General features: G+C 31.5%; 30 protein-coding genes. 26 read left to right on the plus strand and 4 right to left on the minus strand.

What is annotated here, in order from left to right:
- The first annotated feature begins 47 nt into the window (after nt 1-47).
- The 22 genes from WH52_RS01365 to WH52_RS01470 all read left to right on the plus strand — a co-directional run bounded on the left by WH52_RS01365 (nt 48) and on the right by WH52_RS01470 (nt 17,005).
- Nucleotides 48-827: a hypothetical protein gene (locus WH52_RS01365; RefSeq protein ID WP_086029124.1), complete on the plus strand. Its 780-nt coding sequence runs from the start codon at nt 48-50 to the stop codon at nt 825-827.
- A gap of 3 nt (nt 828-830) precedes the next feature.
- Nucleotides 831-1,577 (plus strand): hypothetical protein, encoded by a 747-nt coding sequence (locus WH52_RS01370; RefSeq protein ID WP_158091343.1) that lies wholly within the window; start codon nt 831-833, stop codon nt 1,575-1,577.
- 163 nt (nt 1,578-1,740) lie between these two features.
- Nucleotides 1,741-2,175: a hypothetical protein gene (locus tag WH52_RS01375; protein WP_086029126.1), complete on the plus strand. Its 435-nt coding sequence runs from the start codon at nt 1,741-1,743 to the stop codon at nt 2,173-2,175.
- Between the two features lie 11 nt (nt 2,176-2,186).
- Nucleotides 2,187-2,372, plus strand: a complete 186-nt coding sequence (locus WH52_RS01380) for a hypothetical protein (RefSeq protein WP_233131492.1) — start codon at nt 2,187-2,189, stop codon at nt 2,370-2,372.
- Nucleotides 2,369-3,010, plus strand: a complete 642-nt coding sequence (locus WH52_RS01385) for a D-Ala-D-Ala carboxypeptidase family metallohydrolase (RefSeq protein ID WP_086029128.1) — start codon at nt 2,369-2,371, stop codon at nt 3,008-3,010. Before WH52_RS01380 ends, WH52_RS01385 begins: the two co-directional genes overlap by 4 nt.
- Nucleotides 3,011-3,012: 2 nt before the next feature.
- On the plus strand, nt 3,013-3,456 hold the full coding sequence (locus WH52_RS01390) for a hypothetical protein (protein ID WP_086029129.1): 444 nt from the start codon (nt 3,013-3,015) through the stop codon (nt 3,454-3,456).
- 142 nt (nt 3,457-3,598) lie between these two features.
- Entirely contained in the window at nt 3,599-3,763 is a 165-nt protein-coding gene (locus tag WH52_RS14845) for a hypothetical protein (RefSeq protein ID WP_158091344.1), read from the plus strand.
- A gap of 177 nt (nt 3,764-3,940) precedes the next feature.
- Nucleotides 3,941-4,390: a hypothetical protein gene (locus WH52_RS01395; protein ID WP_143592010.1), complete on the plus strand. Its 450-nt coding sequence runs from the start codon at nt 3,941-3,943 to the stop codon at nt 4,388-4,390.
- A gap of 1,632 nt (nt 4,391-6,022) precedes the next feature.
- Nucleotides 6,023-6,445: a hypothetical protein gene (locus WH52_RS01405; RefSeq protein WP_086029132.1), complete on the plus strand. Its 423-nt coding sequence runs from the start codon at nt 6,023-6,025 to the stop codon at nt 6,443-6,445.
- A 1-nt stretch (nt 6,446) separates the two neighbouring features.
- The gene (locus WH52_RS01410; protein WP_086029133.1) at nt 6,447-6,842 is read left to right on the plus strand and encodes a hypothetical protein; all 396 of its coding nucleotides are present in this window, start codon (nt 6,447-6,449) and stop codon (nt 6,840-6,842) included.
- Nucleotides 6,843-6,988: 146 nt separating this feature from the next.
- Nucleotides 6,989-7,333, plus strand: a complete 345-nt coding sequence (locus WH52_RS01415) for a phosphotyrosine protein phosphatase (protein WP_086029134.1) — start codon at nt 6,989-6,991, stop codon at nt 7,331-7,333.
- A gap of 128 nt (nt 7,334-7,461) precedes the next feature.
- A complete protein-coding gene (locus WH52_RS01420; RefSeq protein WP_086029135.1) occupies nt 7,462-8,394 on the plus strand; it encodes an alpha/beta hydrolase in 933 nt (310 codons plus the stop codon).
- A gap of 64 nt (nt 8,395-8,458) precedes the next feature.
- Nucleotides 8,459-8,767, plus strand: a complete 309-nt coding sequence (locus WH52_RS01425) for a hypothetical protein (protein WP_086029136.1) — start codon at nt 8,459-8,461, stop codon at nt 8,765-8,767.
- A 180-nt stretch (nt 8,768-8,947) separates the two neighbouring features.
- Nucleotides 8,948-10,018: an alpha/beta hydrolase gene (locus tag WH52_RS01430; RefSeq protein WP_198938348.1), complete on the plus strand. Its 1,071-nt coding sequence runs from the start codon at nt 8,948-8,950 to the stop codon at nt 10,016-10,018.
- Between the two features lie 110 nt (nt 10,019-10,128).
- Nucleotides 10,129-10,491, plus strand: coding sequence for a DUF2255 family protein (locus WH52_RS01435; protein ID WP_086029137.1), 363 nt, complete (start codon nt 10,129-10,131; stop codon nt 10,489-10,491).
- A 195-nt stretch (nt 10,492-10,686) separates the two neighbouring features.
- On the plus strand, nt 10,687-11,634 hold the full coding sequence (locus WH52_RS01440; protein WP_086029138.1) for an SDR family oxidoreductase: 948 nt from the start codon (nt 10,687-10,689) through the stop codon (nt 11,632-11,634).
- Between the two features lie 56 nt (nt 11,635-11,690).
- A complete protein-coding gene (locus tag WH52_RS01445) occupies nt 11,691-12,308 on the plus strand; it encodes an SRPBCC family protein (RefSeq protein WP_086029139.1) in 618 nt (205 codons plus the stop codon).
- Nucleotides 12,309-12,320: 12 nt separating this feature from the next.
- A complete protein-coding gene (locus WH52_RS01450) occupies nt 12,321-12,971 on the plus strand; it encodes a SagB/ThcOx family dehydrogenase (RefSeq protein WP_086029140.1) in 651 nt (216 codons plus the stop codon).
- Between the two features lie 23 nt (nt 12,972-12,994).
- Complete coding sequence (locus WH52_RS01455; protein ID WP_086029141.1) at nt 12,995-14,179, plus strand: hypothetical protein; 1,185 nt, start codon at nt 12,995-12,997, stop codon at nt 14,177-14,179.
- A gap of 9 nt (nt 14,180-14,188) precedes the next feature.
- Nucleotides 14,189-15,334 carry an MBL fold metallo-hydrolase gene (locus WH52_RS01460; RefSeq protein ID WP_233131493.1) on the plus strand — a complete coding sequence of 382 codons (1,146 nt, stop codon included), beginning with the start codon at nt 14,189-14,191 and terminating at the stop codon, nt 15,332-15,334.
- Between the two features lie 31 nt (nt 15,335-15,365).
- Nucleotides 15,366-16,301 (plus strand): helix-turn-helix domain-containing protein, encoded by a 936-nt coding sequence (locus WH52_RS01465; protein ID WP_086029142.1) that lies wholly within the window; start codon nt 15,366-15,368, stop codon nt 16,299-16,301.
- Between the two features lie 116 nt (nt 16,302-16,417).
- On the plus strand, nt 16,418-17,005 hold the full coding sequence (locus WH52_RS01470) for a nuclear transport factor 2 family protein (RefSeq protein WP_086029143.1): 588 nt from the start codon (nt 16,418-16,420) through the stop codon (nt 17,003-17,005).
- Between the two features lie 29 nt (nt 17,006-17,034).
- On the opposite strand, the gene WH52_RS01475 is transcribed toward WH52_RS01470, so the two are convergent.
- Nucleotides 17,035-17,538, minus strand: a complete 504-nt coding sequence (locus WH52_RS01475) for an SMI1/KNR4 family protein (protein WP_143592012.1) — start codon at nt 17,536-17,538, stop codon at nt 17,035-17,037.
- Between the two features lie 134 nt (nt 17,539-17,672).
- Here WH52_RS01475 and WH52_RS01480 point away from each other — a divergent pair, with 134 nt between their 5' ends.
- Genes WH52_RS01480 through WH52_RS01490 form a run of 3 tightly spaced genes read left to right on the plus strand, consistent with a single transcriptional unit; the run spans nt 17,673 to nt 19,931 of the window.
- Nucleotides 17,673-18,596, plus strand: a complete 924-nt coding sequence (locus WH52_RS01480) for an alpha/beta hydrolase family protein (RefSeq protein WP_086029144.1) — start codon at nt 17,673-17,675, stop codon at nt 18,594-18,596.
- Between the two features lie 35 nt (nt 18,597-18,631).
- Complete coding sequence (locus WH52_RS01485) at nt 18,632-19,018, plus strand: nuclear transport factor 2-like protein (RefSeq protein WP_086029145.1); 387 nt, start codon at nt 18,632-18,634, stop codon at nt 19,016-19,018.
- Nucleotides 19,011-19,931, plus strand: a complete 921-nt coding sequence (locus WH52_RS01490) for a helix-turn-helix domain-containing protein (protein ID WP_233131494.1) — start codon at nt 19,011-19,013, stop codon at nt 19,929-19,931. The genes WH52_RS01485 and WH52_RS01490 overlap by 8 nt, the downstream gene beginning before the upstream one ends.
- A 461-nt stretch (nt 19,932-20,392) precedes the next feature.
- On the opposite strand, the gene WH52_RS01495 is transcribed toward WH52_RS01490, so the two are convergent.
- Complete coding sequence (locus WH52_RS01495) at nt 20,393-20,926, minus strand: lysophospholipid acyltransferase family protein (RefSeq protein WP_086029146.1); 534 nt, start codon at nt 20,924-20,926, stop codon at nt 20,393-20,395.
- A 107-nt stretch (nt 20,927-21,033) separates the two neighbouring features.
- Between WH52_RS01495 and rmuC the strand changes: the two genes are divergently transcribed.
- Entirely contained in the window at nt 21,034-22,413 is a 1,380-nt protein-coding gene (gene rmuC, locus WH52_RS01500) for a DNA recombination protein RmuC (protein WP_086029147.1), read from the plus strand.
- A 5-nt stretch (nt 22,414-22,418) separates the two neighbouring features.
- Here rmuC and WH52_RS01505 read toward each other — a convergent pair whose 3' ends face one another.
- The gene (locus WH52_RS01505; RefSeq protein ID WP_086029148.1) at nt 22,419-23,666 is read right to left on the minus strand and encodes a cation:proton antiporter; all 1,248 of its coding nucleotides are present in this window, start codon (nt 23,664-23,666) and stop codon (nt 22,419-22,421) included.
- A gap of 85 nt (nt 23,667-23,751) precedes the next feature.
- Nucleotides 23,752-25,026: a serine hydroxymethyltransferase gene (gene glyA, locus WH52_RS01510; RefSeq protein ID WP_086029149.1), complete on the minus strand. Its 1,275-nt coding sequence runs from the start codon at nt 25,024-25,026 to the stop codon at nt 23,752-23,754.
- Between the last annotated feature and the right edge of the window lie 127 nt (nt 25,027-25,153).

A 25,153-nucleotide genomic window follows, 5' to 3' on the forward strand; every position in this document is an offset into this window, starting at 1 on the left:
GAACATTTGTACTCGAATTAAAACAATAATTAAAATTCAGTACGAAAATGGAGAAAATCTCTTTAAACGGTGAAAGTCAATTAACTCACCAAATTGAAAAGCACCACCAAGCAGGTGCAATCGTTGTGTTAAATGCCTCTGTAGATGCAAAGGTAAAAGTAGAGTTAAATCCTGCTGAGGATTCTACGAGAAAAACAATTCCTAAGATTGGATTGGTTTTAGCTGTCGAAGCGCAAAACAAAATTGATGCTTTGTTATCTATGGCGGGTACTTCTATGCCTAAAAAACAATTCTTTTTAGGTACTGCAAATGATACTTCAGACCCAGCAGTTGCAAAAACTGTAATTAAACAAGCTACTTTAGACATTGCTTGGGGTGGCGAATTAGCATTAGCAGAAAAAGACACTGTAGACGTTACACTTTCTGACTTAGAAAAAATTGCTGATTCAAGTGTTTTAACCTTAGAGTCTCGCAAAACTTCTGTAGCTCCTTACGTTATTCAAGAACACGTTTTTGAAGGTAAACACTCAACGTTAAAAGTAAGTTTGGCTAATAAGGATGTTTTATTCTTCGACAAGGCTAAACTGCCTAACAAAATTACTTTAATTGAAAACGGACAACGTGTAGATTATTCAGCAGAACGTTTGTTATTAGAACAAATTGATACGTTTGGTTGCATTGGTTATGACGAAAACGGAAAACCAATTGAGGGTACTTATAAAGCGGTTGTATTACCTGTTTCAAAAGCTACTGAGGTAACTTTTGAGGATGAAACAGATAACCGTGGGGACTACAGATACTATTCTATCGAACTTCCTAGAGCTTAGTTTATGTTGGATTTTAGCTTAAATATGGGTAACCCTAACCAATTAGGAGGGGGTCCTGCTCCGATAGATATCGGAGGGTTAAACATACCTAACTTAGGTACTGATTTAGGAGATTCACTTTTAAACATTGCAAATACGGTAATACCGGGTGCAGGTTTAATCGGTGGTATTGTTAAACTATTTGAGGGGTCTTCATTCCCTCCAAAAGAAGCTCAGCCTTGGGCAAACGATATGTTTAACAATTTATTAGTGCATAACGGTTTAAATACTGGAAACGCTAAAGATTTAGCAGATTACCAAAGAAAAGTTAATGCTTTCTTGGTAGATGTTGACGGATGGATTTTAGAGCGTACGACCTATACTGATAGAGTTCCCGAAACTCTAAAAGGTTTGAATATGGCGAGCCAATTCTTAAAGCAATTAAGAAACAACTTTGTACAAGGCTTATACGCTAAATTCAATGTTAAAACATCTAAGAAAACATTCTTACAAGAATTGCCATTTACAAGTACAGGAAAACAATTCCGTATTAATGCGATTCAAGTTTCTTTAACTGCTAAAGGTAATAGTGCAAACCATACTTACGTGCCTACGAACACTATTGTACCTACTGACACTAGTTCAGATGATAAGCCGAATAATAACGACGAAGATAAGTTTAACCCTTTACACTTACTGTGGTTAATTCCTGCGGGAATTGTGGTATGGGGTGTAAACGCATTGTATAAAAAGTTTAAAAAGAAAAAATAACCGTGAATAAAATCAAAGAAAATTTAAAGGCTTTTTGGACGAAAACAAAAGCCTTTATGCAAAAGAAGTATTACGGCGTACCTGTATGGGGTTATGCTGCTGGATTTGTTTTAGTAGTGCCTGCTGTAATTTATTTATTAATCCCTAAAAAGAAGTATCACTAATGGCATATTATCCTAAACAACAACAGTATTACCCATATCAAGGGAATAACCCTCAACAATTTAATCAAGCTCCTGCACCATTTTGGAAAGGTGGTAGAAAGCCAAAGAAAAGTGGTTTTAGAGTGATTCAAGCTTATGGAGCTGAAAAAGGTTTATTTCTTGCTGGGTGGAAAATTTATAAAGGGAAAAGATGGAATGTTAAAGTATTTCGTGACAAGTATCAAAAAGAAATAGCTCCGACTGTTTCTGAATCAGGTAAAAAATGGTGTAGTGTTAGAGTCATCTTAAGTTCTTCTCTTGAAAACACTATAAGTATTGGCGCTTATATGAATATTGGTAACCACAAAGTCTATTTAGATGAATGGAATTGGATTATGAATCCAAATGCAAATAACGGTGGGTACATTGGTAAACGTTTCTCTAAAAAGAAATAGCTATGCTAAAAATGTTCAAAACCATAGGTAACGGCTTTAACAAGGTAGTTAAAGCCGCTACTACTTTCGAGAAGATAACCAAAACAGCTAGTATGATTTTAAAGTATTTAAAACTTGCTTATAAAGACTACTGTGGTATTTGGAGTATTGAAATAGAACAAATTGAAGTTGAATCAGAGGAAATTAAAGCATCATGACAGGAGAAAATCATTTAAGCCCCTATAGAGAGAGCTATGGCGCAAATATTCGAAAGAAATATTTTCAACCAAAAGCTCCTTTAACGGGTGATATAGACAGAAGTATAAAACTAGCTAAGAACTTGTATTTATATGAATTGGTTGAAAAGTCATTTATTCGACCAGAGGAAAAGAATTTGTTTACGTACGTACCAATGCACGTAAAGATTCCCGAAATGTTTCAACTGTTAAGGGATGCGTTAGGTAAACCGATTACTGTAACATCTTTTTTTAGAAGTGAACGACACGAATTTCATGAAGGACGTTCGGGTACAAGTCAACATACACACGGTAAAGCAATTGATTTAACAGGTGTAGGTTTAGTTGATTTAATTCAAGAAGCAGTAGACACAAAAAACGATTTGTATCATAAGCTTCGTAATATGGGTGTCCGTGGAATTGGAATTTACAAGACTAAAAACTTTGTTCACTTAGATTTCAGAGAAAACATTTGGAACGATTTTACACTATGGACTGGCGACGACGATAAAGAAAAAAAAAACGAAAGTCTAAGCCTTAAAGTCATTGGATTTGTAGTAGCTACTGTGTTTATCGTAGTAGGTGGAATTAGAGCTTTATTTAAACGTAAAAAAAGGTAGGTATGTGGAAGTTTTTAAAAGGTAATATCTTTCTAATGCTTGGTATATTTATAATTGTTCTTCTCTTATTAGAGTCTTTTAAGAATTGGGTTCTTGTTCTTTTTTCAGAAGGTAAATCTTTTTCCTCTTTAGATTCTTCTGATTCAGTTATTTCTGATGTACAAGCTCGTTCTATAGCTGAGCAATTACATAAGGCAATGGGTACTGTTTGGGGTACAGACGAAGAAACGATATTCAATATATTTTCTACTATATCGGTAGCTGATTTTAAAAAGGTATACAATGCTTTTGGTCATAGACCATATTTTGAACCTTTTGGAGTTCCTACTTTGAAAATAGTAGGTGAGAATATTGATTTATTTGGTTGGTTAAGTTATGAGTTAACCAATGAAGAAATGGTTAAGCTCAAAGGAATAGCTCCTGCTATTTTTTCTTTAAATACTTAGTTTTTGCTTTTAAATAACCTATTGTGAAACCAATTAAAATTCCAAATAGTATCATAAGTAAACTATGTTCTAATATGCCGTAAAAAGCTAAACCAATCATAACTCAATTTTTTAATAATTAAAATCCCTCAAATATAAACAAATGAAAACAAGTTTAATTTTAAAATTTATCCCTTTGCTTTTTGGTTCAACATTAAGCATCAACGAGGGCGACCCGTTGTATATTTTAATCGTCGCAGTATTAACAGCTTTGTTTAATTATTTCGCTGCTAAAAAGAAGCAAAAAGAAGAAAAAGAAGAAAAATAAAATGTTAACCCTAGTACAAACTATAATTGTCGTATTTGCAGCTATGATAACAGTCGCAACCTTGCTAATATTGATTGTTGGAGCGTTCATCACAATCAGAAACAAAAGGCGACAAAATGAATTTAAATACTATATGCGCAGCGACGATTACAGGGAGTACGAAAAACAGATAAAGAAATGAGTAGAATGATGCTAAACGGAATGGAGTTTAAAGCTGTACCTGTACACTTTCATTTTGAAATAGGAGAAGGTATCTTTAATTTTAAAGGTGATTTCTTAAAAGATAACGAGTACTTGTATGGTAACTTATCAATTTATAATGCTTTTCCCGAACAAAATGATGGAGGGGATGTAATAAAACATCCTACGGCAGAATTTGTCTTGTATGATGAAAAGTTACCCGAAAGTTCAGAGTTAGACGCTAGTAGAGAAACCGAAATAGTTTTTCATAGATACCATATGACAAATAAGGTGTTTTTTAAAGCTATAAAATCAGAAGACACTCACTGGCTCACATTCGATGGTTTAAAGCTTTCTTTGATTGGTGAGTATGAAAACAGTGTAAAACAATCTCCTTTAGGTGAAGAAGTCGAGATTACTACAAGGTCAAGCGGTTTTACGAAATAGATAAATAGATACCCTTAAATAAATAAAAAGCATATCCATAGTTGATATGCTTTTTTTTATATATTGCGCTTATCTAAATGTCACATTTAGATTTTTTCTTTTTCATAGCAATTTTCCCACTCATTTTTGAGTGGGTTTTTTAGTTTGATATAAAAGTATATTTTTGAAGAAAAAAAAATACTATGTCATACGTAAACCAAGCTAAAGAGTTACCAATAATACTTCAGGACTTATTATTATCTTTAATATCTACACCTTTTTGGTATGTTTCTTTTTATTTGTTTAATAACGATTTTTTTATTTCTAATAGTCTGATTACGATTATCGTATTTTCTTTTTGCATAAACTTATGTTTCTATCTTATAATAGCTACATACACTTATTATATTTTTAAATATTTTCCGACAGCTTTTGCGAGTTTGATATCAAGTTACAAAAGCTTTTCGTTAATTATTGTAGCCATGACTTTTAAGATACTTTCTTTAAGTATTTTAATAGTAATATTCTATATATTTATTTTTTTACTAGGCTTTAATTTTAACTACTTTACTTTTTTGTTAGTATTCTTTATTATTATCAATGTCCTTTGTTTTTTAGCTATGAAACAAGCTAAGAAAAAGAAGCAGGAGTACATTAATCATAATTAGTATTATTGTCGTCTTGATTATAAATTTTGGGGTAAAAAAACTTTTTTCATTAATCCCTAATAATTGATTGATTTCTTTCTGAGTTAATTTTTCTGTTTCTTTCATAATGTTAAGTTTATCCGTGTTGCTCTTAAAAAAAAATATTTTTTTCGAATTAAAGAAAACAACAAACAACGCTAAATGGAGTAAGGCGGAAGGCACAAATTTATTTGGGAGGTTGCTCCAGCGGATACCCCAATAAATTTTTGGTTTTTGACTTATGGAATTATATTCGTGCGGTGTCTTTATTTGATTTGAAAACAAATAATAAAATAAAATGACTTCCTTATATACATCATAAAAGAAACGCCCGCAAAACGAAAGTTTTGCGTATTAAAACAAAAAGTATTTTATTTGCATAAGTATTAATTACGTTCATTGACACAGATAGCCCCTTAAATTTAGCTTTGAGCAACAGGCTTATCGCAACTACGGAAATCGCAATTATTTTTTATAGCTGCGATTATTTTTTGTACTATAATTAATATTATGTTAAATAAAAAGGAATGTGATTTATGTTCATATTTGATTAACAGGTTGTTAATGATAAAAACAATTTTTAAATTTAAAGATAATTTATAAATTTATGATTGTCATTAAACAAATATCTTCTCACATTTAAATGGTAAATTACCAATAGTTTTTATAAATAAAAGTATTGATTACTATTTTCTAAAATATTTAGTTTTAAGTTTAAAACATAAATCATACAAAACTCAATATAGTTCAGCTGTTTCATATAAGTATCTAATAGAATACTTATTAGATATAAAAAACATAAAATTAGATTTGTTATTATCAAATAAAAACAAATCTATATTATTATCAACACATTACGATAAGAGAAAAAACAGAACTTCATCAACAGTACCTTAGTTTTAATTCTGTAACTGAAAAGATCAAGTTTCTTCATGAAGGAATTAGAAATAAGAATATTTTAGGTGAAATGACTGAAACTTATCACCTTCTTAAAAAAAGTAAAAGCATTGAAGATGCTGAAACGTTTTTAAAAACTCATGGTCTTGCTTTACATCTTACTCCATTTGGAGGGTGCACTCATGATTTTAGTCAATCTCCGTGTCTAAAACACCTACAATGTTGGAATGGTTGCTCACATTTACATAGGACAAATACACCAGGTGAAACTGAACGATTGGTTGAACAATTAGAATTTGCTAAAAAAAATCTTAATAAAATGCGTAAGGTTAATCATGACAATAAAAGTAAATGGGAAAAAGATATTCTAAATAAAATCAATAATATAAAAAAAGCAATCAACCTCTCTCCTACTAAAAATTCAATCCAAATATTTCCAAAAGGAATTGAAATGACAAAACCGAATTATAAAACTAGAAAAGAATCATTATAACATGAAGAAGTTAAGAGGAAAAGAACTAGACTTAAGCCTTAAGAAAGAGTTAGACAAAATGATAGATACAGGCTATAAGCTAGCACCCATAACTAGGTCTAACTTACAAAGGCGATTAGGTCTTAATAGTAGAGGAACATTAGCTGTTAAGCATAGAGCAGAAATGATTGAAAAGGCGAAAGAGGTTCAACTTAATAATGCAGGATTAGATATTAGAGGTAAAAAAAAGAGAAGCACTTTAAAGCAGCAAAATGAATTATTAAAGGAAAAAATAATTGAATTAGAAAGGCAAAGAGATGAATTAGTAGAACAAATAGCTATGATTATTAATGGAGCACAAGCTAGAGGATATAATGTAGATGAAATAATGGTGCCAATAATTAAAATCGATTTATAACAAAACGAAATTGAAAAGTCAGATAAAACTCCATGTAATGATTTTTGGATATAACTTTTATATTTAACTCTATAACAATAATATTACATATATAACAGCGTATCTATACCCTTTAATAAATAAGCTAGCATTAATTACAAAAAATAATGAAAAAAATACTTTTTGTTTGTTCTGCAAATAAGCAAAGGTCAAAAACCGCATCCGACTATTTTTCTGAAAAACTCACAACTTTTGAATTTGACTCAGCAGGGACTAACCATAAAATCTGTAATAAAGAAGGAACTCAACCTTTAACTGTTGAGTTAATGAATTGGGCTGACTTAGTAATTGTAATGGAAGAAAAGCACAAGGAATTAATTATTCTAAATGGCGGTTCTGAATTTAGTCATAAAATTAGAGTTTTATCAATTCCAGATAGATTCAAATATTATCAAAAAGAATTAATCTATTTACTTGAAGAAAAAGCAAAACCTTTAATCTTGAATGATTAAAATAAATTTACAAGAATTGTTATGACGAAAAAGTGTAAGTCTACTACCAAAATGTATAAGTTTTGAACTTTAATGATATCTTAACTTTGTCATCAAATAATTAAAACAAAACTTTAAAACAACATATTATGAATTTACAAGCAGGAAAAAACAGCGTAACATTTAAATCTTTTGGAGTAGACTTAGCAGGAGACCTTTACCTGCCAGAAGGATTTGATGCCAATAAAACATATAAAGCAATCGTTGGTACAAGTCCGTTTCCACAAGTAAAAGGACAAATTCCAGCTATCTATGGTCCAGAAATGGCTAAAAGAGGATTTATCTATTTGGGCTTTGACTTTTTAGGAATGGGAGATTCCCCTGCATTACCTGGAGAATATATGAAATCTAGATATATGTTCAGGTTGATCGAAAATACTTGGGATGCTGTATCTTACTTAGGAACACTTCCATTTGTTGATGAAATTTACGGATTAGGTGTTTGTCAAGGAGGTTCTATCCTTGCATCTGCGGCTGTAACTGACCACAGAATTAAAAAAATTGCTACCGTTTCAGGAATGATGGCAGCAGATGCTTTCCAATGGGGTAACAGAGACATAGCTAATATGATGATTGCTGGAGCAAACGCATCCAAACAAAAAATGTACGAAACAGGCGAAGCAGATTACGTATGGCCAAATGTTATTAATGACACTATGAGCAGAGAAGAATTTGTTGCCACAGGAACACCAATGGCAGATGATACCTACAATTTCTATGGTAAAGATGGTGTTGCAGGACCTGGAAAAGTTGAGCATTTTACAAACGAACATATTGGTGATCAGGCAATGGAATCGCTTATTTCTATTGCAGAACATTATGCTGATAAAATCATTCAACCAACCCTTGTCGTATATGGTCCGAATGCAGCAACAGCAATTTGTTCAACAGCATTTATTGACAAATTAACGAACAATCCAGAAGTATTAGCTTTTGACGAGTTTAGTCACGTAGATTTTTACTGGAAACCAGAAGCTGTAAAAGCATCTACAGACGCTGTAGCAGAGTTTTTTAATAAGTAATAACATACAGGAAGTACAAGAGTTAAATCATAGCTCTTTACTTCCTAATTTTAAACTCACATCTATGAAATGGTATAATTATTTAGCAGCTTTTGGTGCAGGTTTTTTCTTGACTAATGTAATCCCTCATTTGGTTAATGGTGTTTCTGGACAAGAATTTCCTTCACCTTTTGGAGCCCCTCCAGGAGTTGGATTGTCTTCTCCTATTCAAAATGTTATTTGGGCTTTGATGAATATGGTTATTGGTTACCTTTTGTATAGAGTTAGTAAAATTGATTCTAAAAACATTATCGGTACCATCCTTATGTTCGTTGGAATAGCAGTATGTGCTTTAATGTGTGCTAATTCTTTTGGAAGCAATCCTAACTTATAAAATTCATTTTTATAAAGAACTAAAACGCCTTGGTTAACTACTAAGGCGTTTTTCTATTCTAAAATGATAAAACCAAAATGTGTAAGTCTAATACCAAAATGTATAAGTTTCAAGATGAATCTGCACAGTAAATTTGTAATCAAATAATTAGAGCAACTTTCAAATTATAAATTAAACAAGATGCAAAAATTTCTTTCACTTATTTGTGCAGTAGTACTTTTAGTAAGCTGCAATCAAAAACAAAACACTAACGAAAGACAAACAAAAGAATTGGCTGTCAATACTAACAACGTAAAAGAAGAGAATACCATGGAAAATTTAAAAGCAGGAAAAAACAGTGTAACATTTACATCATTTGGAGTAGAATTAGCAGGAGATTTATATTTACCTGAAGGGTTTGATCCAAGCAAAAAGTACAAAGCCATAGTAAGTGCTAGTCCGTTTCCACAAGTCAAAGGGCAGGTTATGGCAACCTATGGACCAGAAATGGCGAAAAGAGGCTTTGTATTCTTAGGCTTTGATTATTTAGGAATGGGCGATTCTCCAGCATTACCAGGAGAGCACAAAAAATCTAGATATATGTTTAGATTGATAGAAAACACTTGGGATGCGGTTTCATATTTAGGAACATTGCCTTTTGTAGAAGAGATTGAAGGATTAGGTGTTTGTCAAGGTGGTTCTATCATTGCATCAGCAGCAGTTACCGACCATAGAATTAAGAAAATTGCAATGGTTTCTGGTATGATGGCAGCAGATGGTTTCCAATGGTTAGGTAGAGAAGTTACAGACCCTATGATTGCAGCCGCTAATGCCTCTATGCAAAAGCAATATGAAACTGGCGAAGCCGATTATCACGCGCCATTCGGATTAGATGACCAGATGGCAGAAGAAGAGTTTGTTGTAGTTGCTGCGTATCCGGCAATGGCAAAAGAAACCTATAGCTATTACGGAAAAAATGGTGTAAAAGGCCCAGGAACCGTTAAAAACGCTTCAAACATTCATATAGCCGACCAAGCGATGCAATCTATGATTTCTATAGGAGAAGCTTATGCAGATAAAATTGTACAGCCAAGTTTAGTAATATACGGTACCAATGCTTCTACTGCTCCTTGTTCAACACAGTTTATAGCAAAACTTACCAACGATAACACAACGTTGGCATTTGATGAGTTTAGCCATGTAGATTTCTACTACAAACCAGAAGCGGTAAAAGCATCAACAGATGCTGTAGCAGAATTCTTTAATAAATAATAATCATTTAGCACGTATTAGGTTTTTTCTGATTGATTAATAGCACCCTAATACAAGAACCTCTTGCCTAATCCCTAATAGCAAGAGGTTCTATTCTTAAATATTTCATTATGACAGTTCAAGAATTAGAAACATTAGTACAAAGCAAAAAAGTACATCAAATTAGATGTGGAGACCATCGTTTTATCGACATCACCATTGTAGCTACTGAAGGACGTTTTTTTGTACGTCAGTATAAATTCAGAAAACGAAGTTGGTACGATGCTTTTTTAGTAAATCCAGAAGGTGCTATGAAAATTGGCGATTTAGAAGTAGAAATTAAAGGTGTAGTACCTGATGATATAGATCAAGTCAATCCGAAAGTAAATAAGGCATATAGAAAATTGTTAGGACTGATTTATCCTGCGATGCGATTAACCTACGATACTAAAAAACACGAAGCATCTACCTTAGAGCTGGTGCCTACACTTTAACAATCTTTATGTAAAAGTAGTAAGTATTTCAAATACTTATTCAGAAAGCATTATAGTATTCACTATGATGCTTTTTCTGTAAAAAAGTACTTTCCACCCAAAAAGTATAAGTATCTAACCAAAATGTATAAGTACAAAAGTAGTAATCGTTAGAACTTTGTCGTATCATTTTATCACACATTAAAATTCAAAAAAATGAGCGAAAATATATTTGGTAAAGAAGGTTGGACACCTAACCGATTAAAAGACTTAACAGGAAAGACGTATGTAATTACAGGTGCAAATGCAGGCGCTGGTTTTGAAGCCACTAAACTGTTTCTTCGCAAAGGAGCATCGGTAGTAATGCTGAACAGAAACAAACAAAAATCTGAAGCTGCTATTACCGAACTAAAACAAGAGTTTGGTAAGGATGCCAAGGTATCTTTTATCCTTATGGACTTAGCAGAGTTAGATTCTGTTAGAACTGCAGCACAAGAAGTTAAAGACAGAGTACCGTACATAGATGCTTTTTTATGTAACGCTGCCGTGGCGCAAGTAGCCACACAACAATTAACATCATCAGGATTTGAAAGCCAATTAGGTATTAATCATTACGGACATTTTTTATTGCTGAATTTGTTATTCGATAAGATAGAAAACACAGGAAAACGCATTGTTATAATGGGAAGTAATGGGTACAAAATGGGGTTAAAACGGTTGAATTTAGAAGATATGAACTTCGATAAAAAATACAACCCAATGAATGCGTACTGTAATAGCAAGTTAGCTCAAATGGTGTTTGCCTACGAGTTACAACATCGAATTAAAGAAGCAGACAAAGATGTTGAAGTCTACGTATGTCACCCAGGAGCATCAAGAACTTCTTTAGCAAAAGATGAGGCTAATTTTATGACTAAGTTAATTTTTACCATTATGTCGTATACACCATTGGCACAATCGGCTGAAAAAGGTTCATGGCCTGAAGTGATGTGTGCCACTGAAGACGGATTAAAACAACAAGCTTACTATGGCCCAACAAAACGAATGGATTTAGTAGGCCCCATTGGAGAATGTAAATTAGAACCTTTTGTACTCAACAGAGAGATTGCTATAAAACTTTGGGATATGTCTGAAGAGTTGACTAATTGTAAATGGAAGTTTTAATAATAACCTAATAATAGAACTTAAAAAACAAAGAATTTAATTTTAAAATAATAATCATGAACACTAAAAAAAACATCGTAGTAACAGTAGTGGTGGTATTGAGTGTATTTTTAGTAAATGCGCAAAATAGAAACTGGAAAAAAGAAGTTTCTAAAGACGGAAAAGTAACAGTAAAAAGCGAAGTTGCCAAAGATGAAGAAGGCAAAATGATTTATTACATAGCCGAAACAACAACAAATGTAACAGCAGAAAAAGTTGAAGAGTATTTAAGAAAACCGTCTAATTACACCTATTTTTTAGACTATACTGAAAATAGTAAAAAAATAAAAGAAGTGTCAGAAGATGAATGGTTTACTTATATGTTTGTTGATGCACCTTGGCCTATGTCAAACTTCGATTGCGTTCAAAAATATAAATTTCAAAAAACAGACAAGGGATTTAAGCTAAAAGGAGTTGCTGATACAGACGCTTATAAAAAAGGAGATGTGAAGCGTATGCAAGTATATACAATTGAATATGCCTTTGAAAAAATAAACGATACGCAGAATAAATTAACTATAACAGCTAATTATAGACCTACGGCTTCTATGCCTAAGTTTTTATTAAGAGGATGGTTTCCAAACGGTCCTGCTAAGTTAATGTCAAAATTATTAGAAGGAGCTTCTAAATTATAGTAATGCATAAAAATGAAAAGAACAATCGCATTAATAATAACTGCTTTTCTAGGATTTAATTCCATCGCACAGCAAAAAGTTAAAGAAATTCGTGATATAAAATTAGTCGCACCAAATTTTAGCCATAACGCTTCGCTATACGATGCTCTAATGAATAGACGTTCTAAACGTTCTTTTTCTAAAGAAAAGATTAACGACCAAGATATGAGTAATCTACTATGGGCAGCTGCGGGTATTAATCGTAAAGGTAGAGGAAGAACTGTACCCCTGTTAGGAGATATTGCTATTTATGTTGCTATGGAATCGGGCGTTTATTTATACAATCCTAAAACGCATGAACTAGAACATAAATTAACTGAAGATGTCAGAAAGAAAATATCATCACAAGGTCCTGTAAAAAAAGCTCCAGCAGTTTTTATTTACACTATAGACGACAAATCGTTTCCTGGATATATGAAAAGAGCAATGAAAGAAGCTCACGGAATGGATTTTTATTACGGAAATCAAGTAGCCTATTCTACTCAAAACATATACCTGTATGCAGCAGCTAAAAAAATGAATGCAGTTGTGATGGGTGGTTTTTATAGAGAGAAAGTTGATGAAATGCTAGATTTAGATGAAGACCACAATTCTTACTTAATTCAGTTGGTTGGTTATAAATAAGACTATTATAAAATATACTTTAAATGAAAAACTATATAAAGCATATTACAAACATTGGTTTTTTCTTATTGTTATTTTTTTCCTTTGGTTTTAAATCAGAAACTAAAGAGATAAAACATAAAATTCAGGTCATTCATCCTGGAAAAGATTTGAAAGAGCCAGTTGAGACCATTCTGGTTGAACGATTAAATAAGAATAACGAAACTCTTGAATTTTACGTCAATGTAGAGTCAGTAATCTGTTCAGATAATACCTGCAAGATTGTTCCAGTAAACATTTTTTGGGACATAAATGGTGAATACAATCGTATTGAACTAGAAGAAGGAGGCTATTTAGAAAAAATTGAAGGTGTAGAATTTAATGAAGACGATTATCTAAAACTAGATGGTATTCTAAAAAACAAAAACTCGGCTTTAGCAGATTATGACATCAATGAAATTATAGATAAGAATAAGAAAAGTAAACAACAGGATTTCAATTTTAATTTTAATGCTGATGTTGACGCTGTTTCTGGAGCTACAATTATTACTATTGATGAGTCAGAAACCATTGTTGGTGCTACATTAACCAGTTACACGTTGTGGCATTGGGTAAATGGGCCTATACCACAGATTATTAAAAAAATAATGGTAGAGAAACTTTCTCAAGAAGGTCTTATTAATTTATTAAATACTTCTGGTGAGAAACAAGTAATTGCTTTAGAAGAGATATCAAAAAGAAAGCTATTTAATAAAGCTGTAAGAAATATAGTAGTTGAAAATATCGCTTCTGAAAATATAGCGTATAGAAAAGAAGCATTTGCTTACATAAAAAAACTACCAAAAGCGCAGCATTTTGAAGCTTTAAGAGAAATTTTCAATAAAAAGGATGATAAAATACGTTTCAAAGCGCTCTATCTAGTTGAAGATAGTCCATATCCAATTTCTCAAAACTTTAGTGCTTTTCTAACCAAAAATATTATCGAAAAGGAGAATCAAAAAGAAATAGAAAAATTACTTGATATATATCAAGGCAGAAAAAAAACCTTTTCTACCACAAACCAAGAAATTATAAAACTTTTAGATTCTGAAAATTTTTCAATAGCACGTAATGCATATGAGTTTTTAAAAGACAAAGCACTTTTCAAAACGCAACAAAAACTTATAAATAAGTTTTACAATACACATAAAACAGCTTTAGAAAATACCAATAAGTATCAAGGGTTTTAGTATGTAGTTATGAAATATAAATTATTTAAAATAGTAAAAAAGATGTTGTTAACACTTGGAATATTTGTTGGTGTTATTATAATTATGGGTTTGTTATTCGTAAACTTAAGTCCGCAATTTGGTGGTAAGCATACTGATGAAGCTATTGCTCGTTTTGAAACTTCTCAAAACTTTAAAAAAGGAAAGTTTACCAACCAGTCCTTTACACCAACATTTCCTGGTTTTAGTGATTTAGGCAAAGTATTTAAAGCGGTAACTAAAAAAGTCCCTAACACTATTCCTTCTAGCCCAATAAAAGTAGAAAAAGTAAGCAATCAAGAATTTACAAAACCTTCAAACGAAACAAAGTTTATTTGGTTTGGGCATTCTGCTTTTTTATTAGAAATACAAGGCAAGCGTATTTTAATAGATCCTATGTTGAGTGATGTTCCAGCCCCACATCCATGGTTAGGAGGAAAACGATTTACTGATGGATTACCCATGTCTGTTGAAGATTTACCAAGTATTGATGCCGTTATTTTTTCACATGATCATTATGACCATTTAGATTATGAAACTATCCAAAAAATAAAAAAGCGTGTTAAAAAATACTTTACTCCTTTAGGTTTGGGAACCCACTTACAAGCTTGGGGAATTGACAAAGACGATATTGTAGAACTAGATTGGTGGGAAGAGACCCAATTTGAAGACTTAAAATTCGTAGCTACTCCAGCACGCCATTTTTCAGGACGAGGACTTTCAGACTCTATGAAAACGCTTTGGGCTTCTTGGATCATTCAATCAGAAACAGAGAACATCTATTTTAGTGGAGATAGTGGTTACGATACGCACTTCAAAAAAATAGGAGAAAAATATGGGCCTTTTGATATCGCATTTATGGAGTGTGGGCAGTACAATGATGATTTACCTGATTCACCTATACATATGTACCCTGAACAAACTGCTCAAGCAGCTTTAGATGTAAAGGCACAATATACCATGCCCATACATTGGGCTTCATTTAAGTTAAACAATCATCCATGGAAAGAACCTGTAGAAAGATTAATCAAAAAAGCTGAAGAGTTTAATATTACGTTATTAACGCCTAGAATAGGTCAAGTATTTACCCTAAACAGCCTAGATAATAGCTCTTCTAATTGGTGGGAGAAATATTAAAATAAGTCGTAACTTTCAAAAATGTAAAAGAATGAAAATGCCAAGTTTAAAATTTAATAACATATCAGAGTTTCATAAACATTTTGAATTGCCTGAGCCTGAAAATCCACTATTTGGTGTATTATATACCCAATTGGAAGAAGGCGAACAAGCGAGTTGTGAAACCTATGCTTTTGATGAACCTGTGATAATGTCTTGTGATTTTTACAGCATTAGCTTTAAAAACATCATTTCAGGTGAGTTCTCTTATGGTCGTACCAAATACGATTGTACCAATGGTACATTGTTGTTTACAGCACCAAATCAAACCATGACCTTTAAAGATATGGTGTTCAGTTCAGAAAGTTATCACATTGCTTTTCATAAAGATTACATACGTAGTTTGGATATCTATGAAAAAATCAAAACCTATAATTTCTTCAATTATAATGTAAACGAAGCCCTGCATTTGTCGCCTAAAGAAGAGCAGATTATTAAAGATATTTTCAAAAATATAAAAACCGAATATCATAATAATCAGGATGAGTTCAGTAAAGAGATCATCATTTCCCAGTTGGAAACATTGCTGAAATATGCTGATAGGTTTTACAAAAGACAATTTCTCAACAGAACCGATGATAACAAGATTTTAATCACTAAATTCAAGGATATCCTCAACACTTATTTTGAGCAAAACCTATTTGCAGAAGAGGGTATTCCTACTTTGGATTGGATGGCTGTACAACTGAATGTGAGTCACCGCTATATGAGCGACACCATTAAAGCTGAAACAGGACGAACTGCGGTAGACCAAATCAATTTGTTTTTAGTAGAAGAAGCAAAAAGTTTATTACTCAACCCAAACCTTTCTATCTCGGAAACAGCTTACAAGCTAGGTTATGAATATCCTGCTTATTTTACCAGAGTCTTTAAAAAGAAAGTGGGTATGAGTCCTAAGCAATATATTAAAGAATATTCTTTGAACTAGTACAATCCAATCCATAAAACCTACTTATATAATTCCCTTTTATTTCAAATGAGCTTTTAAGAAAAAATAGGGTTAAAAAAGAATATATAATGAAGTATTCATTTAACTAATAAAAAATGAAAAAAGTATTAATAATTGCAAGCATCACAATGATGATGCTAAACTGTAAAAAACAAGAATCAAAAATGGAAAATCCAAAAAGCAATATTGAAATTTCAAAAAATGAAATGATGAAAGGTACACTTATTACTAACGAAAATATCGTAGATGTATTAGAAATACAGCGTGTTATTGACGCGCAAGTGAATGCCTATGATAATCAGGATTGGGACATCGCAAAATCATTTATGACCGATGAATTTGAAACTACCGTTGGACAAGAAGGCACAGGAATGATGAAAGCTGACGATTTTCTTGGGCGTGCAAAAACCTACCATGAAAATGCGGAAGAATTTGTAACACATCATTCAAATTCGGGGTACCGAATATTTTTTAACGACAAAGACCATGCAACGGCATTTGCTCGTGGTGTTATCATCGTAAAAAGCACACCTGCTGGTGAATATGAAGAAGGCGGAACTCTACAAATGGAACGTTGGAACAGCTATGAATATGGTTTAAAAAGAACTTCAGAGGGTTGGAAAATCAATAAGATTTTAATTACCTATAATAATGATAAGATGACTTCGATTCCAAAGAAATAAATCCTAAAGAATGTACTAAAACTTTTTCTTTAGGACTCATCTTGATTAAACCTTATGATTGTTTTAAAATAATGTCTTAAATTTTCATAAGGTTCTTCCCCTGGAATCCAATTTGCAAATTTCCAATACCGCCATTTAGCTATTGTTTTATTGGGTGGTATTAATAAAAAATGCTGCTCCTCGTATAAACCTCCAATCAGAATACTTTCTTCTAATAACTTTCCAACCTGCTCAAGACCTTCAATCCTATATGCTTTAATTAATTCTTGATCTATATTTCTTAAGTAATCTACCTTTTCTATGGATAAAAAATTAGGTTCAATAGCATTCGGTGCAGTAAACCCATTGGTTAATCTTATTAATTCTTTGTAATCTTCTGGAAGTTCTAGAGCTAAGCTTTCTTCTAGCTTTTTAATTTCCTTATTTGAGGCAGGCTTATTTCCAATCCAACCCTTGTTAATCTGTTCTTGAGCATATACTATATCTCCTAGCCTTATGGCTGATTCTGAAAGTTGTTTAAAAAGGCGTTTCATAGTTTAATTTTCTTTGATTTTTTTATACAAGAGATATAATTTGTAAAAAGATATACAAAGAACGTAAAATTGTATACATTTTAACTTGCTTTATTCGAGAACTTTGCATTGTAATTAATTTAAAATTAAATATCATGGCACCAATAACCGAAGAACAAAAAGCAACATTAAAAGCCATCGCTCAAGGATATATAACGGTTCCTGCTAACCGCGCTCCTATTTTAGAAACACCAAAAGATTATGGATTAGATTTTCAAAATGTAACATTCAACACCGAAGATGGTATTGAGTTGGCTGCTTGGTTTATTCCTTCTGAAGGTTCTAACAAGTTGATTATTTGTAATCATCCCGCAACACTAAATAAATATGGATTTCCTGGACATCAAAAACCTTGGAGTGATTTTCAAGACATTGAAGTAAAATTCGGAAAAATACACAAAGCCTTACACGATGCGGGCTATAATGTATTAGCATACGATTTAAGAAATCACGGAGAAAGTGAAGGAACCAAAACACGAATCTGGGGACAAGGATTTGGGGATGAGTATAAAGACGTTATCGCTGCTTTCGACTATGTAAAGTCGCAAGATCACTTAAAAAATATGACGATTGGATTGTTCAATCCATGTGCTGGTGGTAACGCTGCAATGCATGCTATGACTGAACGTCCAGACTATTTTGATGATGTAAAAGCCTTTGTATGTGCACAACCAGCATCTATCAACATTATGTCAAAAGTTGCCCTTAACGGAATGGGATTGAGTGATTTTTTTGATGACTTTGCAAAAGAAATTGAAAACAATATAGGTGTTAAATTAGAAGACATGACACCACATAAACATGTACAACACCTTAAAACACCAATGCTTATTGCCCAAAACAAAGACGATGTATGGACAATTCCAGAAGATGTTCAAACAACCTACGATTTAATCCCTATTGAAGAGAAAAAACTCATTTGGATTGAAAAAGGCGATACCAGACGTTTTATTGGATACAACTATTTCGGTGAAAACTCAGAGGAAATGATTGAATGGTTTGATAAATATATGAGTTAGATATTATTTGTAACTTGAAGTTTTATAATTTATAAATGACTAAAAAAGAAATAGCACGAGAGTATATTATTCAATTAGAAAAAGGTAATATTGAAAATATAGTAGCATTATTCAATAAAAATGGTATTGTTGAATCTCCTTTGTATGGAGTACAAAAAGCAGACGAGTTCTATAAACTGTTAAATAACGACACTAATAATTCAAAACTAACTCTAAACGGAATTTTTGAAGATAATAATTCAAATAATATTGCCTTATATTTTACTTATAATTGGACGTTAAAAAACAACAATATAGTTAAGTTTGATGTCGTAGATATCATTCAATTTGATAATCAAAATAAAATCAGCAATCTAAAGATCATTTACGATACAGTTATTTCCAGAAAGTTAGTAGAACAAATGAAAAAGCATAATGACTAAAATTTCAGTATTAAATATGCAACATTTTAAGAGTTTATCATCCTATTTAGAATATCTCAATTTTCCAAAGTCAGAGCATCCATTGTTAAGTGTCTTACCTATTACACCTGAGCTAATGAAAAGCTTTAAAGAAAGTTCTCCCCCAATCACAACTGATTGTTATATCATTACTTTAAAAACAGTATTAAAAGGAAATATCAACTATGGAAGAACTAAGTATGACTTTACTAATGGAGCTATGGCTTTTGTTTCTCCTCGTCAAATATTACAATGGGATAAATACACCGAAATAGAACAAAAAGGTTTTTTTATCACATTTCATGAAGATTTTATAAGAAGTACAGTATTATCTAAAAATATTAAAAACTATGGATTCTTTTCTTATACTACCAATGAAGCTTTACACCTTTCTCCTAAAGAAGAGCAATTAGTACAAGCTGTTTTTGATACGATTGAGGCTGAATACCATAACAACCAAGATCAATTTAGTAAAGATATTATTCTCTCTCTGCTAGATACCTTACTAACATTTTCAGATAGGTTTTATAACCGTCAGTTTATTAATAGACAGGAAGTTTCAAATATTTTATTAGATAAGTTTAAAGCTCAGTTGCGTTTATTCTATTCTGAAAGTAAGATAACAGGAGTTCCTAATATTGAAAACATAGCCAATAAACTTTCTGTTTCTCAGCGTTATTTAAGCGATACTCTAAAAAAAGAAACAGGAAAAAGTGCCAAAGAGCACATCAACTTATTCATTATTGAAAAAGCAAAAGATAAACTCATTGGAACTTCAGAAACTGTTAGTCAAATTGCCTATGATTTAGGCTTTGAATATCCACAGCATTTTAGTAAAATGTTTAAAAAGCAAACTGGGAAATCTCCCAAAGAATATAGGGTTAATTTGAATTAAAAGGTTAGTAAGAATTTATACCTCTACCAACCCTATTTGAAAAATGATGTTTGATTGTTATTCACATCAAATAGCATCTTATATTATTTATTTTAGGACTCTATTAAAAAAACATTTGTTTTTTGGTAAAGTAAGAAATGTTTTTATGTATTTACATATAAAAATAAGCACAAAAACATTGAATAATATGAACATTTTTCATGAACGTTTTTTTAATAGAAATTATTGAACTATTAGTTTTTATAGATTTTTTTTACATTTATGAACAAATTACATTCCACACTTGACAAATAAATGTTTTAAAACCCATATATTCTATCCATAAACTTTCTTATTAAGAAAAAAAACAGTAATTTGTAAGTGTTTAAAAATTAATGGAATCATTAACCTAGCTTTTAGGTTAATTTTATCCCCTAATTTATCTGCCACACTAAGTAATTTTACTTAGTGTGGTTTTTTATTTATTGTAAGTTTGGATTAGCACCAACAACTCCATTATAAAAAGATTTAATAGTTTCTATATCTTTTTCCATATTATCAGTTGGATAAAATGGTTCAGAAACTGCAACTTGTTTTCTACCAAAATCTAGTGTAAACATAACAATTGGTACTCCAGCACCTTTAGCTATATAGTAAAATCCTGTTTTCCATTTATCTACCTTTTGCCTTGTTCCTTCTGGTGAAAGAGCTAATCTAAATTCATCTTTAGAATCAAAAACTTTAATAATAGCATCAACTAAATTGTTGCTTTTACTTCTATCTACTGGTGCTCCTCCTAACCATTTGAAAATAAAACCAAAAGGAGGTTTAAATAAAGACTTTTTTCCGATATAATTTATCTTTGTTCCCCAAGAGTTTCTTGCAAGAATCGCAATTGGAAAATCTTTCCAGCTAGTATGTGGAGCTCCAATGACTACATATTTTTTTAAATCAGTAGGAAACTCCCCTACTAACTTCCAACCCAATATTTTAGTGTATATAAATTTTGATATCATGTATTAAAAGGGAAAATTAATGGCTTCAATGATACGGTTTTCAGTAAGAACATCAAAAAAAATCAGATATATTTGCTAAAAAACACTGAAATCAACCATTATTTAAAATGCAAAACAATCTTATTTTGTTAATAGTTATAGCTGTTTTAGCTATAGCTGTAGGAATTATAATAGGTAATTTATTAGCTCGTTTAAAAAGTAAAGAACAGTTATTAGTCCTTGAAAAAGAGAGCGACAAATTACAAGCTACTATTAATAATGTTGAGGATCAAAAGATAACGCTTAGTAAATCATTTGAACTTCAAAAAGAAGAACTAAATGAGCGTTTAAACGAAAAAAACAAAGAAAATAATGAGCTAAGACGTGAAAAAGAATTTACTACTATTGAGTTAACCAAACGAAATGAAGAATTGAAGAATCTTCAGCTTAAATTAACTGAAAATAAAGAAGAAGTAACTAAATTACAGGAGAAATTTACTAAGGAATTCGAAAATTTAGCGAATAAGATTTTAGATGAAAAATCGAATAAGTTTACAGAACAAAACAAAGTAAATTTAAAAAATATCTTAACTCCACTTCAAGAGAAAATTCAAACATTTGAAAAGAAAGTAGAAGATACTCAGAAAGAGAGTATTTCTATGCATTCAGCATTAAAACAGCAACTTTTTCAGTTAAAAGAGTTAAATGCTCAAATGAGTAAAGAAACTATAAATCTTACCAAAGCATTAAAAGGTGATAGTAAAACTCAAGGTAATTGGGGCGAATTGGTATTAGAACGTGTTTTAGAAAAATCGGGATTAGAAAAAGACAGAGAATATTTTGTTCAGCAATCATTTGTAAATGATGAAGGTAAACGAATTATGCCCGATGTGGTGATACATCTACCAGATAATAAAAAGATGATTGTCGATTCTAAAGTATCATTAACAGCTTATGAGCAATATGTAAATTCGGATGATGAATTAGAAAAAGAGCAGTTTGTAAAAGAACATATTAACTCTTTAAAAAGACATGTTGATCAATTATCTGAAAAGAAATACGAAGATATTTATAAGATAGAATCACCAGATTTTGTTTTACTTTTTGTTCCAATCGAACCAGCATTTGCAGTAGCTTTAAGTCAAGATAATACTTTATATAACAAAGCTTTTGAAAGAAATATTGTTATTGTAACTCCTACTACGTTATTGGCTACGCTACGTACCATAGATACTATGTGGAATAACGAAAAACAGCAACGAAATGCTATTGATATTGCTGTACAAGCAGGTAGGTTGTATGATCAATTTGTAAACCTAACAAACGATTTAATAAAGGTTGGTAATCAACTAAAAACCGTTCAAGGGAGTTATGATAGTACAATGAAAAAACTAACAGGACAAGGTAACTTAATTAGAAAAGTTGAAGTGATTAAAAAGCTTGGAGCTAAATCGTCTAAAAACTTTAATGATAAATTACTAGGTCGTGCTTTAGAAGAAGATTCTTAATTGAATTAAGAATCTTCTTTTTTAAGTTTTTTTACTAAGTTTCCTACAGTAAGTCCTTGTACTACTATTGAAAATATTACTACGATATAAGTTATAACAAGGAATAAATCACGATACATATCTTGAGAAAGTCCTAAAGCAAGGGCTATTGAAATTCCTCCACGTAACCCTCCCCAAGTCATAATTAATCCTGTATTGGGTACAAAATCTAGTTTCTTTTCAAAAAGTTTTACAGGTAAGAATAGTGATATATAACGGCACAATAGTACTATTGGAATTGCTAATAAACCAGCAACAATATACTTACCTTCTATTACTAAAACTAGCATTTCCATTCCTATTAAAACAAATAAAATTGCATTTAAGAGAATATCAATCAGTTCCCAAAATTTATCTACATAACGTTCTGTAGTTTCTGACATTGCAGTTTCTCTAATCGTATCGTTACCAACTATTAAACCTGCAGTAACCATTGCTAAAGGCGCAGATAAATGAAGCTTTTGAGCAAGTACAGTTCCTCCCATTACAGCTGCTAAAGTAATGATAACCTCTATATCAAAATCATCAATAGATTTTAATAATCGATAGGTAATCCAACCTATAATAAGTCCTAAACCTATTCCGCCGATAACTTCTTGTCCAAATAATTTAATAACATCGAATGTTGTTACATTTTCTGTTCCTGATTTAGCAATTTGAAAAATGGTTAAAAACACTACAACTCCTACTCCATCATTAAATAACGATTCTCCTACAATTTTGGTTTCTAATTTCTTTGGAACTCCAGCTTTCTTTAAAATCCCTAAAACTGCAATAGGATCTGTAGGAGATATTAACGCTCCAAAAAGTAAGCAATAAATAAAATTTACAGGGAAACCTAAAGCTTGTAAAACGAAATACATAACTCCTCCCACTAAAAAAGTAGATGTAAGTACTCCTAATGTTGAAAATAACAATATTGGCCAACGCTGAACTTTTAACTGTTCAAAATTAGTGTGCAAAGCTCCTGCAAAAAGTAGAAAACTAAGCATTTCGTCTAGTAGAACCTTTCTAAAATCAATCTTTGATATTATTTCTTTTTCAAAATTTAGTAATGTAGGATCAAAATAACTCAGTAGAATAACAATAAATGTAAATACAATTGTTATAATCATTAACCCAATTGTATTAGGTAGTTTTAAGTATTTTACATTTATATATCCAAAAATTGCTGCCAGTGAAATTAAAACAGTAGAAATTAAATAAGCGTCCATTCAGTAGTTTTTTAATCGAAAGATAATAAAAAAAGTAACCAAAATAATTCAGTTACTTTTTTGTAGTTATAATTTATAAAATTGTTTAGATAACAAATAATTGTCTGTGGTGCATTAATTCGTATACCTTCTCTCCTATTTGTTCTAAAGCTTCATCATTAGTCGCATTGGTAATTGCTTCATCAATTAAGTCTACAATTACTTCCATATCATCTTCTTTTAAACCTCTTGAAGTTACAGCAGCAGTACCCACTCTAATACCAGAAGTAACAAATGGCGATTGCGTATCAAACGGAACCATGTTTTTATTTACCGTAATATCAGCTTTTCCAAGAGCTTCTTCAGCTTCTTTTCCATTGATATCTTTATTACGTAAATCAATAAGCATCATATGATTGTCTGTTCCTCCAGAAATAATATTATATCCTTTATCTACAAAAGCTTTTGCCATAGCTTTGGCATTTTCTCTTACTTGAATAATATAATCTAAAAATTCATCAGAAAGAGCTTCTCCAAAAGCAACTGCTTTGGCAGCAATAACATGTTCTAAAGGTCCACCTTGATTTCCTGGGAAAACTGCTGAATTAATTAGCGTAGACATCTTCTTTAATTTTCCAGATTTTAACTTTAATCCGAATGGATTTTCAAAGTCTTTACCAATCATAATCATTCCTCCTCTTGGACCACGTAAGGTTTTATGAGTTGTTGTAGTTACAATATGGCAATGTGGTAACGGATCAGATAAAATTCCTTTAGCAATTAAACCTGCAGGGTGTGAAATATCTGCCATTAAAATAGCACCAACACTATCAGCAATTTCTCTAAAACGTTCAAAGTCCATATCTCTAGAATATGCCGATGCACCTGCAATAATTAACTTAGGTTTATGTTTTTGAGCTTGCTCTTCTAAATGCTTATAATCAATTAAACCAGTTTCTTTGTCTACTCCATAAAATACTGGGTTGTACAATTTACCAGAAAAATTAACAGGAGAACCGTGTGTTAAATGTCCTCCATGAGATAAATCAAATCCTAAAATAGTATCTCCTGGTTGTAAACAAGCAGCAAAAACTGCCGTATTTGCTTGTGACCCTGAATGAGGTTGTACATTTACATACTCAGCTCCAAATAATTCTTTAGCTCTATCAATAGCAATTTGTTCAACTATATCTACTACTTCACAACCTCCATAATAACGCTTATTTGGATATCCTTCAGCATATTTATTAGTTAAAACAGAGCCTTGAGCTTTCATTACTTGTTCGCTTACAAAATTTTCTGAAGCAATAAGCTCTAAACCGTTTACTTGCCTTTCTTTCTCGGCTCTTATCAATTCAAAAATTTGACTATCGTGTTGCATTGTTGTTTATTTAAAATAAGATTTTCAAAAGTAACAAAATCATTTCAAGTACCTAAGAAGTATTTAGATTAAATAGTAACAAAAACTATACTTATATTAACTATTAAAAATTGTTCTTTTTTAAAAT

It is taken from the genome of Tenacibaculum holothuriorum (assembly GCF_002120225.1).
Lineage (GTDB): Bacteria > Bacteroidota > Bacteroidia > Flavobacteriales > Flavobacteriaceae > Polaribacter > Polaribacter holothuriorum.

What these genes read in the sequence shown, in the direction of transcription:
- WH52_RS01365 (WP_086029124.1), top strand. Translation starts at nt 48, where the DNA reads ATGGAGAAAATCTCTTTAAACGGTGAAAGTCAATTAACTCACCAAATT.
- WH52_RS01370 (WP_158091343.1), top strand. Translation starts at nt 831, where the DNA reads ATGTTGGATTTTAGCTTAAATATGGGTAACCCTAACCAATTAGGAGGG.
- WH52_RS01375 (WP_086029126.1), top strand. Translation starts at nt 1,741, where the DNA reads ATGGCATATTATCCTAAACAACAACAGTATTACCCATATCAAGGGAAT.
- WH52_RS01380 (WP_233131492.1), top strand. Translation starts at nt 2,187, where the DNA reads ATGTTCAAAACCATAGGTAACGGCTTTAACAAGGTAGTTAAAGCCGCT.
- WH52_RS01385 (WP_086029128.1), top strand. Translation starts at nt 2,369, where the DNA reads ATGACAGGAGAAAATCATTTAAGCCCCTATAGAGAGAGCTATGGCGCA.
- WH52_RS01390 (WP_086029129.1), top strand. Translation starts at nt 3,013, where the DNA reads ATGTGGAAGTTTTTAAAAGGTAATATCTTTCTAATGCTTGGTATATTT.
- WH52_RS14845 (WP_158091344.1), top strand. Translation starts at nt 3,599, where the DNA reads ATGAAAACAAGTTTAATTTTAAAATTTATCCCTTTGCTTTTTGGTTCA.
- WH52_RS01395 (WP_143592010.1), top strand. Translation starts at nt 3,941, where the DNA reads ATGAGTAGAATGATGCTAAACGGAATGGAGTTTAAAGCTGTACCTGTA.
- WH52_RS01405 (WP_086029132.1), top strand. Translation starts at nt 6,023, where the DNA reads ATGACTGAAACTTATCACCTTCTTAAAAAAAGTAAAAGCATTGAAGAT.
- WH52_RS01410 (WP_086029133.1), top strand. Translation starts at nt 6,447, where the DNA reads ATGAAGAAGTTAAGAGGAAAAGAACTAGACTTAAGCCTTAAGAAAGAG.
- WH52_RS01415 (WP_086029134.1), top strand. Translation starts at nt 6,989, where the DNA reads ATGAAAAAAATACTTTTTGTTTGTTCTGCAAATAAGCAAAGGTCAAAA.
- WH52_RS01420 (WP_086029135.1), top strand. Translation starts at nt 7,462, where the DNA reads ATGAATTTACAAGCAGGAAAAAACAGCGTAACATTTAAATCTTTTGGA.
- WH52_RS01425 (WP_086029136.1), top strand. Translation starts at nt 8,459, where the DNA reads ATGAAATGGTATAATTATTTAGCAGCTTTTGGTGCAGGTTTTTTCTTG.
- WH52_RS01430 (WP_198938348.1), top strand. Translation starts at nt 8,948, where the DNA reads ATGCAAAAATTTCTTTCACTTATTTGTGCAGTAGTACTTTTAGTAAGC.
- WH52_RS01435 (WP_086029137.1), top strand. Translation starts at nt 10,129, where the DNA reads ATGACAGTTCAAGAATTAGAAACATTAGTACAAAGCAAAAAAGTACAT.
- WH52_RS01440 (WP_086029138.1), top strand. Translation starts at nt 10,687, where the DNA reads ATGAGCGAAAATATATTTGGTAAAGAAGGTTGGACACCTAACCGATTA.
- WH52_RS01445 (WP_086029139.1), top strand. Translation starts at nt 11,691, where the DNA reads ATGAACACTAAAAAAAACATCGTAGTAACAGTAGTGGTGGTATTGAGT.
- WH52_RS01450 (WP_086029140.1), top strand. Translation starts at nt 12,321, where the DNA reads ATGAAAAGAACAATCGCATTAATAATAACTGCTTTTCTAGGATTTAAT.
- WH52_RS01455 (WP_086029141.1), top strand. Translation starts at nt 12,995, where the DNA reads ATGAAAAACTATATAAAGCATATTACAAACATTGGTTTTTTCTTATTG.
- WH52_RS01460 (WP_233131493.1), top strand. Translation starts at nt 14,189, where the DNA reads ATGAAATATAAATTATTTAAAATAGTAAAAAAGATGTTGTTAACACTT.
- WH52_RS01465 (WP_086029142.1), top strand. Translation starts at nt 15,366, where the DNA reads ATGAAAATGCCAAGTTTAAAATTTAATAACATATCAGAGTTTCATAAA.
- WH52_RS01470 (WP_086029143.1), top strand. Translation starts at nt 16,418, where the DNA reads ATGAAAAAAGTATTAATAATTGCAAGCATCACAATGATGATGCTAAAC.
- WH52_RS01475 (WP_143592012.1), bottom strand. Translation starts at nt 17,538, where the DNA reads ATGAAACGCCTTTTTAAACAACTTTCAGAATCAGCCATAAGGCTAGGA.
- WH52_RS01480 (WP_086029144.1), top strand. Translation starts at nt 17,673, where the DNA reads ATGGCACCAATAACCGAAGAACAAAAAGCAACATTAAAAGCCATCGCT.
- WH52_RS01485 (WP_086029145.1), top strand. Translation starts at nt 18,632, where the DNA reads ATGACTAAAAAAGAAATAGCACGAGAGTATATTATTCAATTAGAAAAA.
- WH52_RS01490 (WP_233131494.1), top strand. Translation starts at nt 19,011, where the DNA reads ATGACTAAAATTTCAGTATTAAATATGCAACATTTTAAGAGTTTATCA.
- WH52_RS01495 (WP_086029146.1), bottom strand. Translation starts at nt 20,926, where the DNA reads ATGATATCAAAATTTATATACACTAAAATATTGGGTTGGAAGTTAGTA.
- rmuC (WP_086029147.1), top strand. Translation starts at nt 21,034, where the DNA reads ATGCAAAACAATCTTATTTTGTTAATAGTTATAGCTGTTTTAGCTATA.
- WH52_RS01505 (WP_086029148.1), bottom strand. Translation starts at nt 23,666, where the DNA reads ATGGACGCTTATTTAATTTCTACTGTTTTAATTTCACTGGCAGCAATT.
- glyA (WP_086029149.1), bottom strand. Translation starts at nt 25,026, where the DNA reads ATGCAACACGATAGTCAAATTTTTGAATTGATAAGAGCCGAGAAAGAA.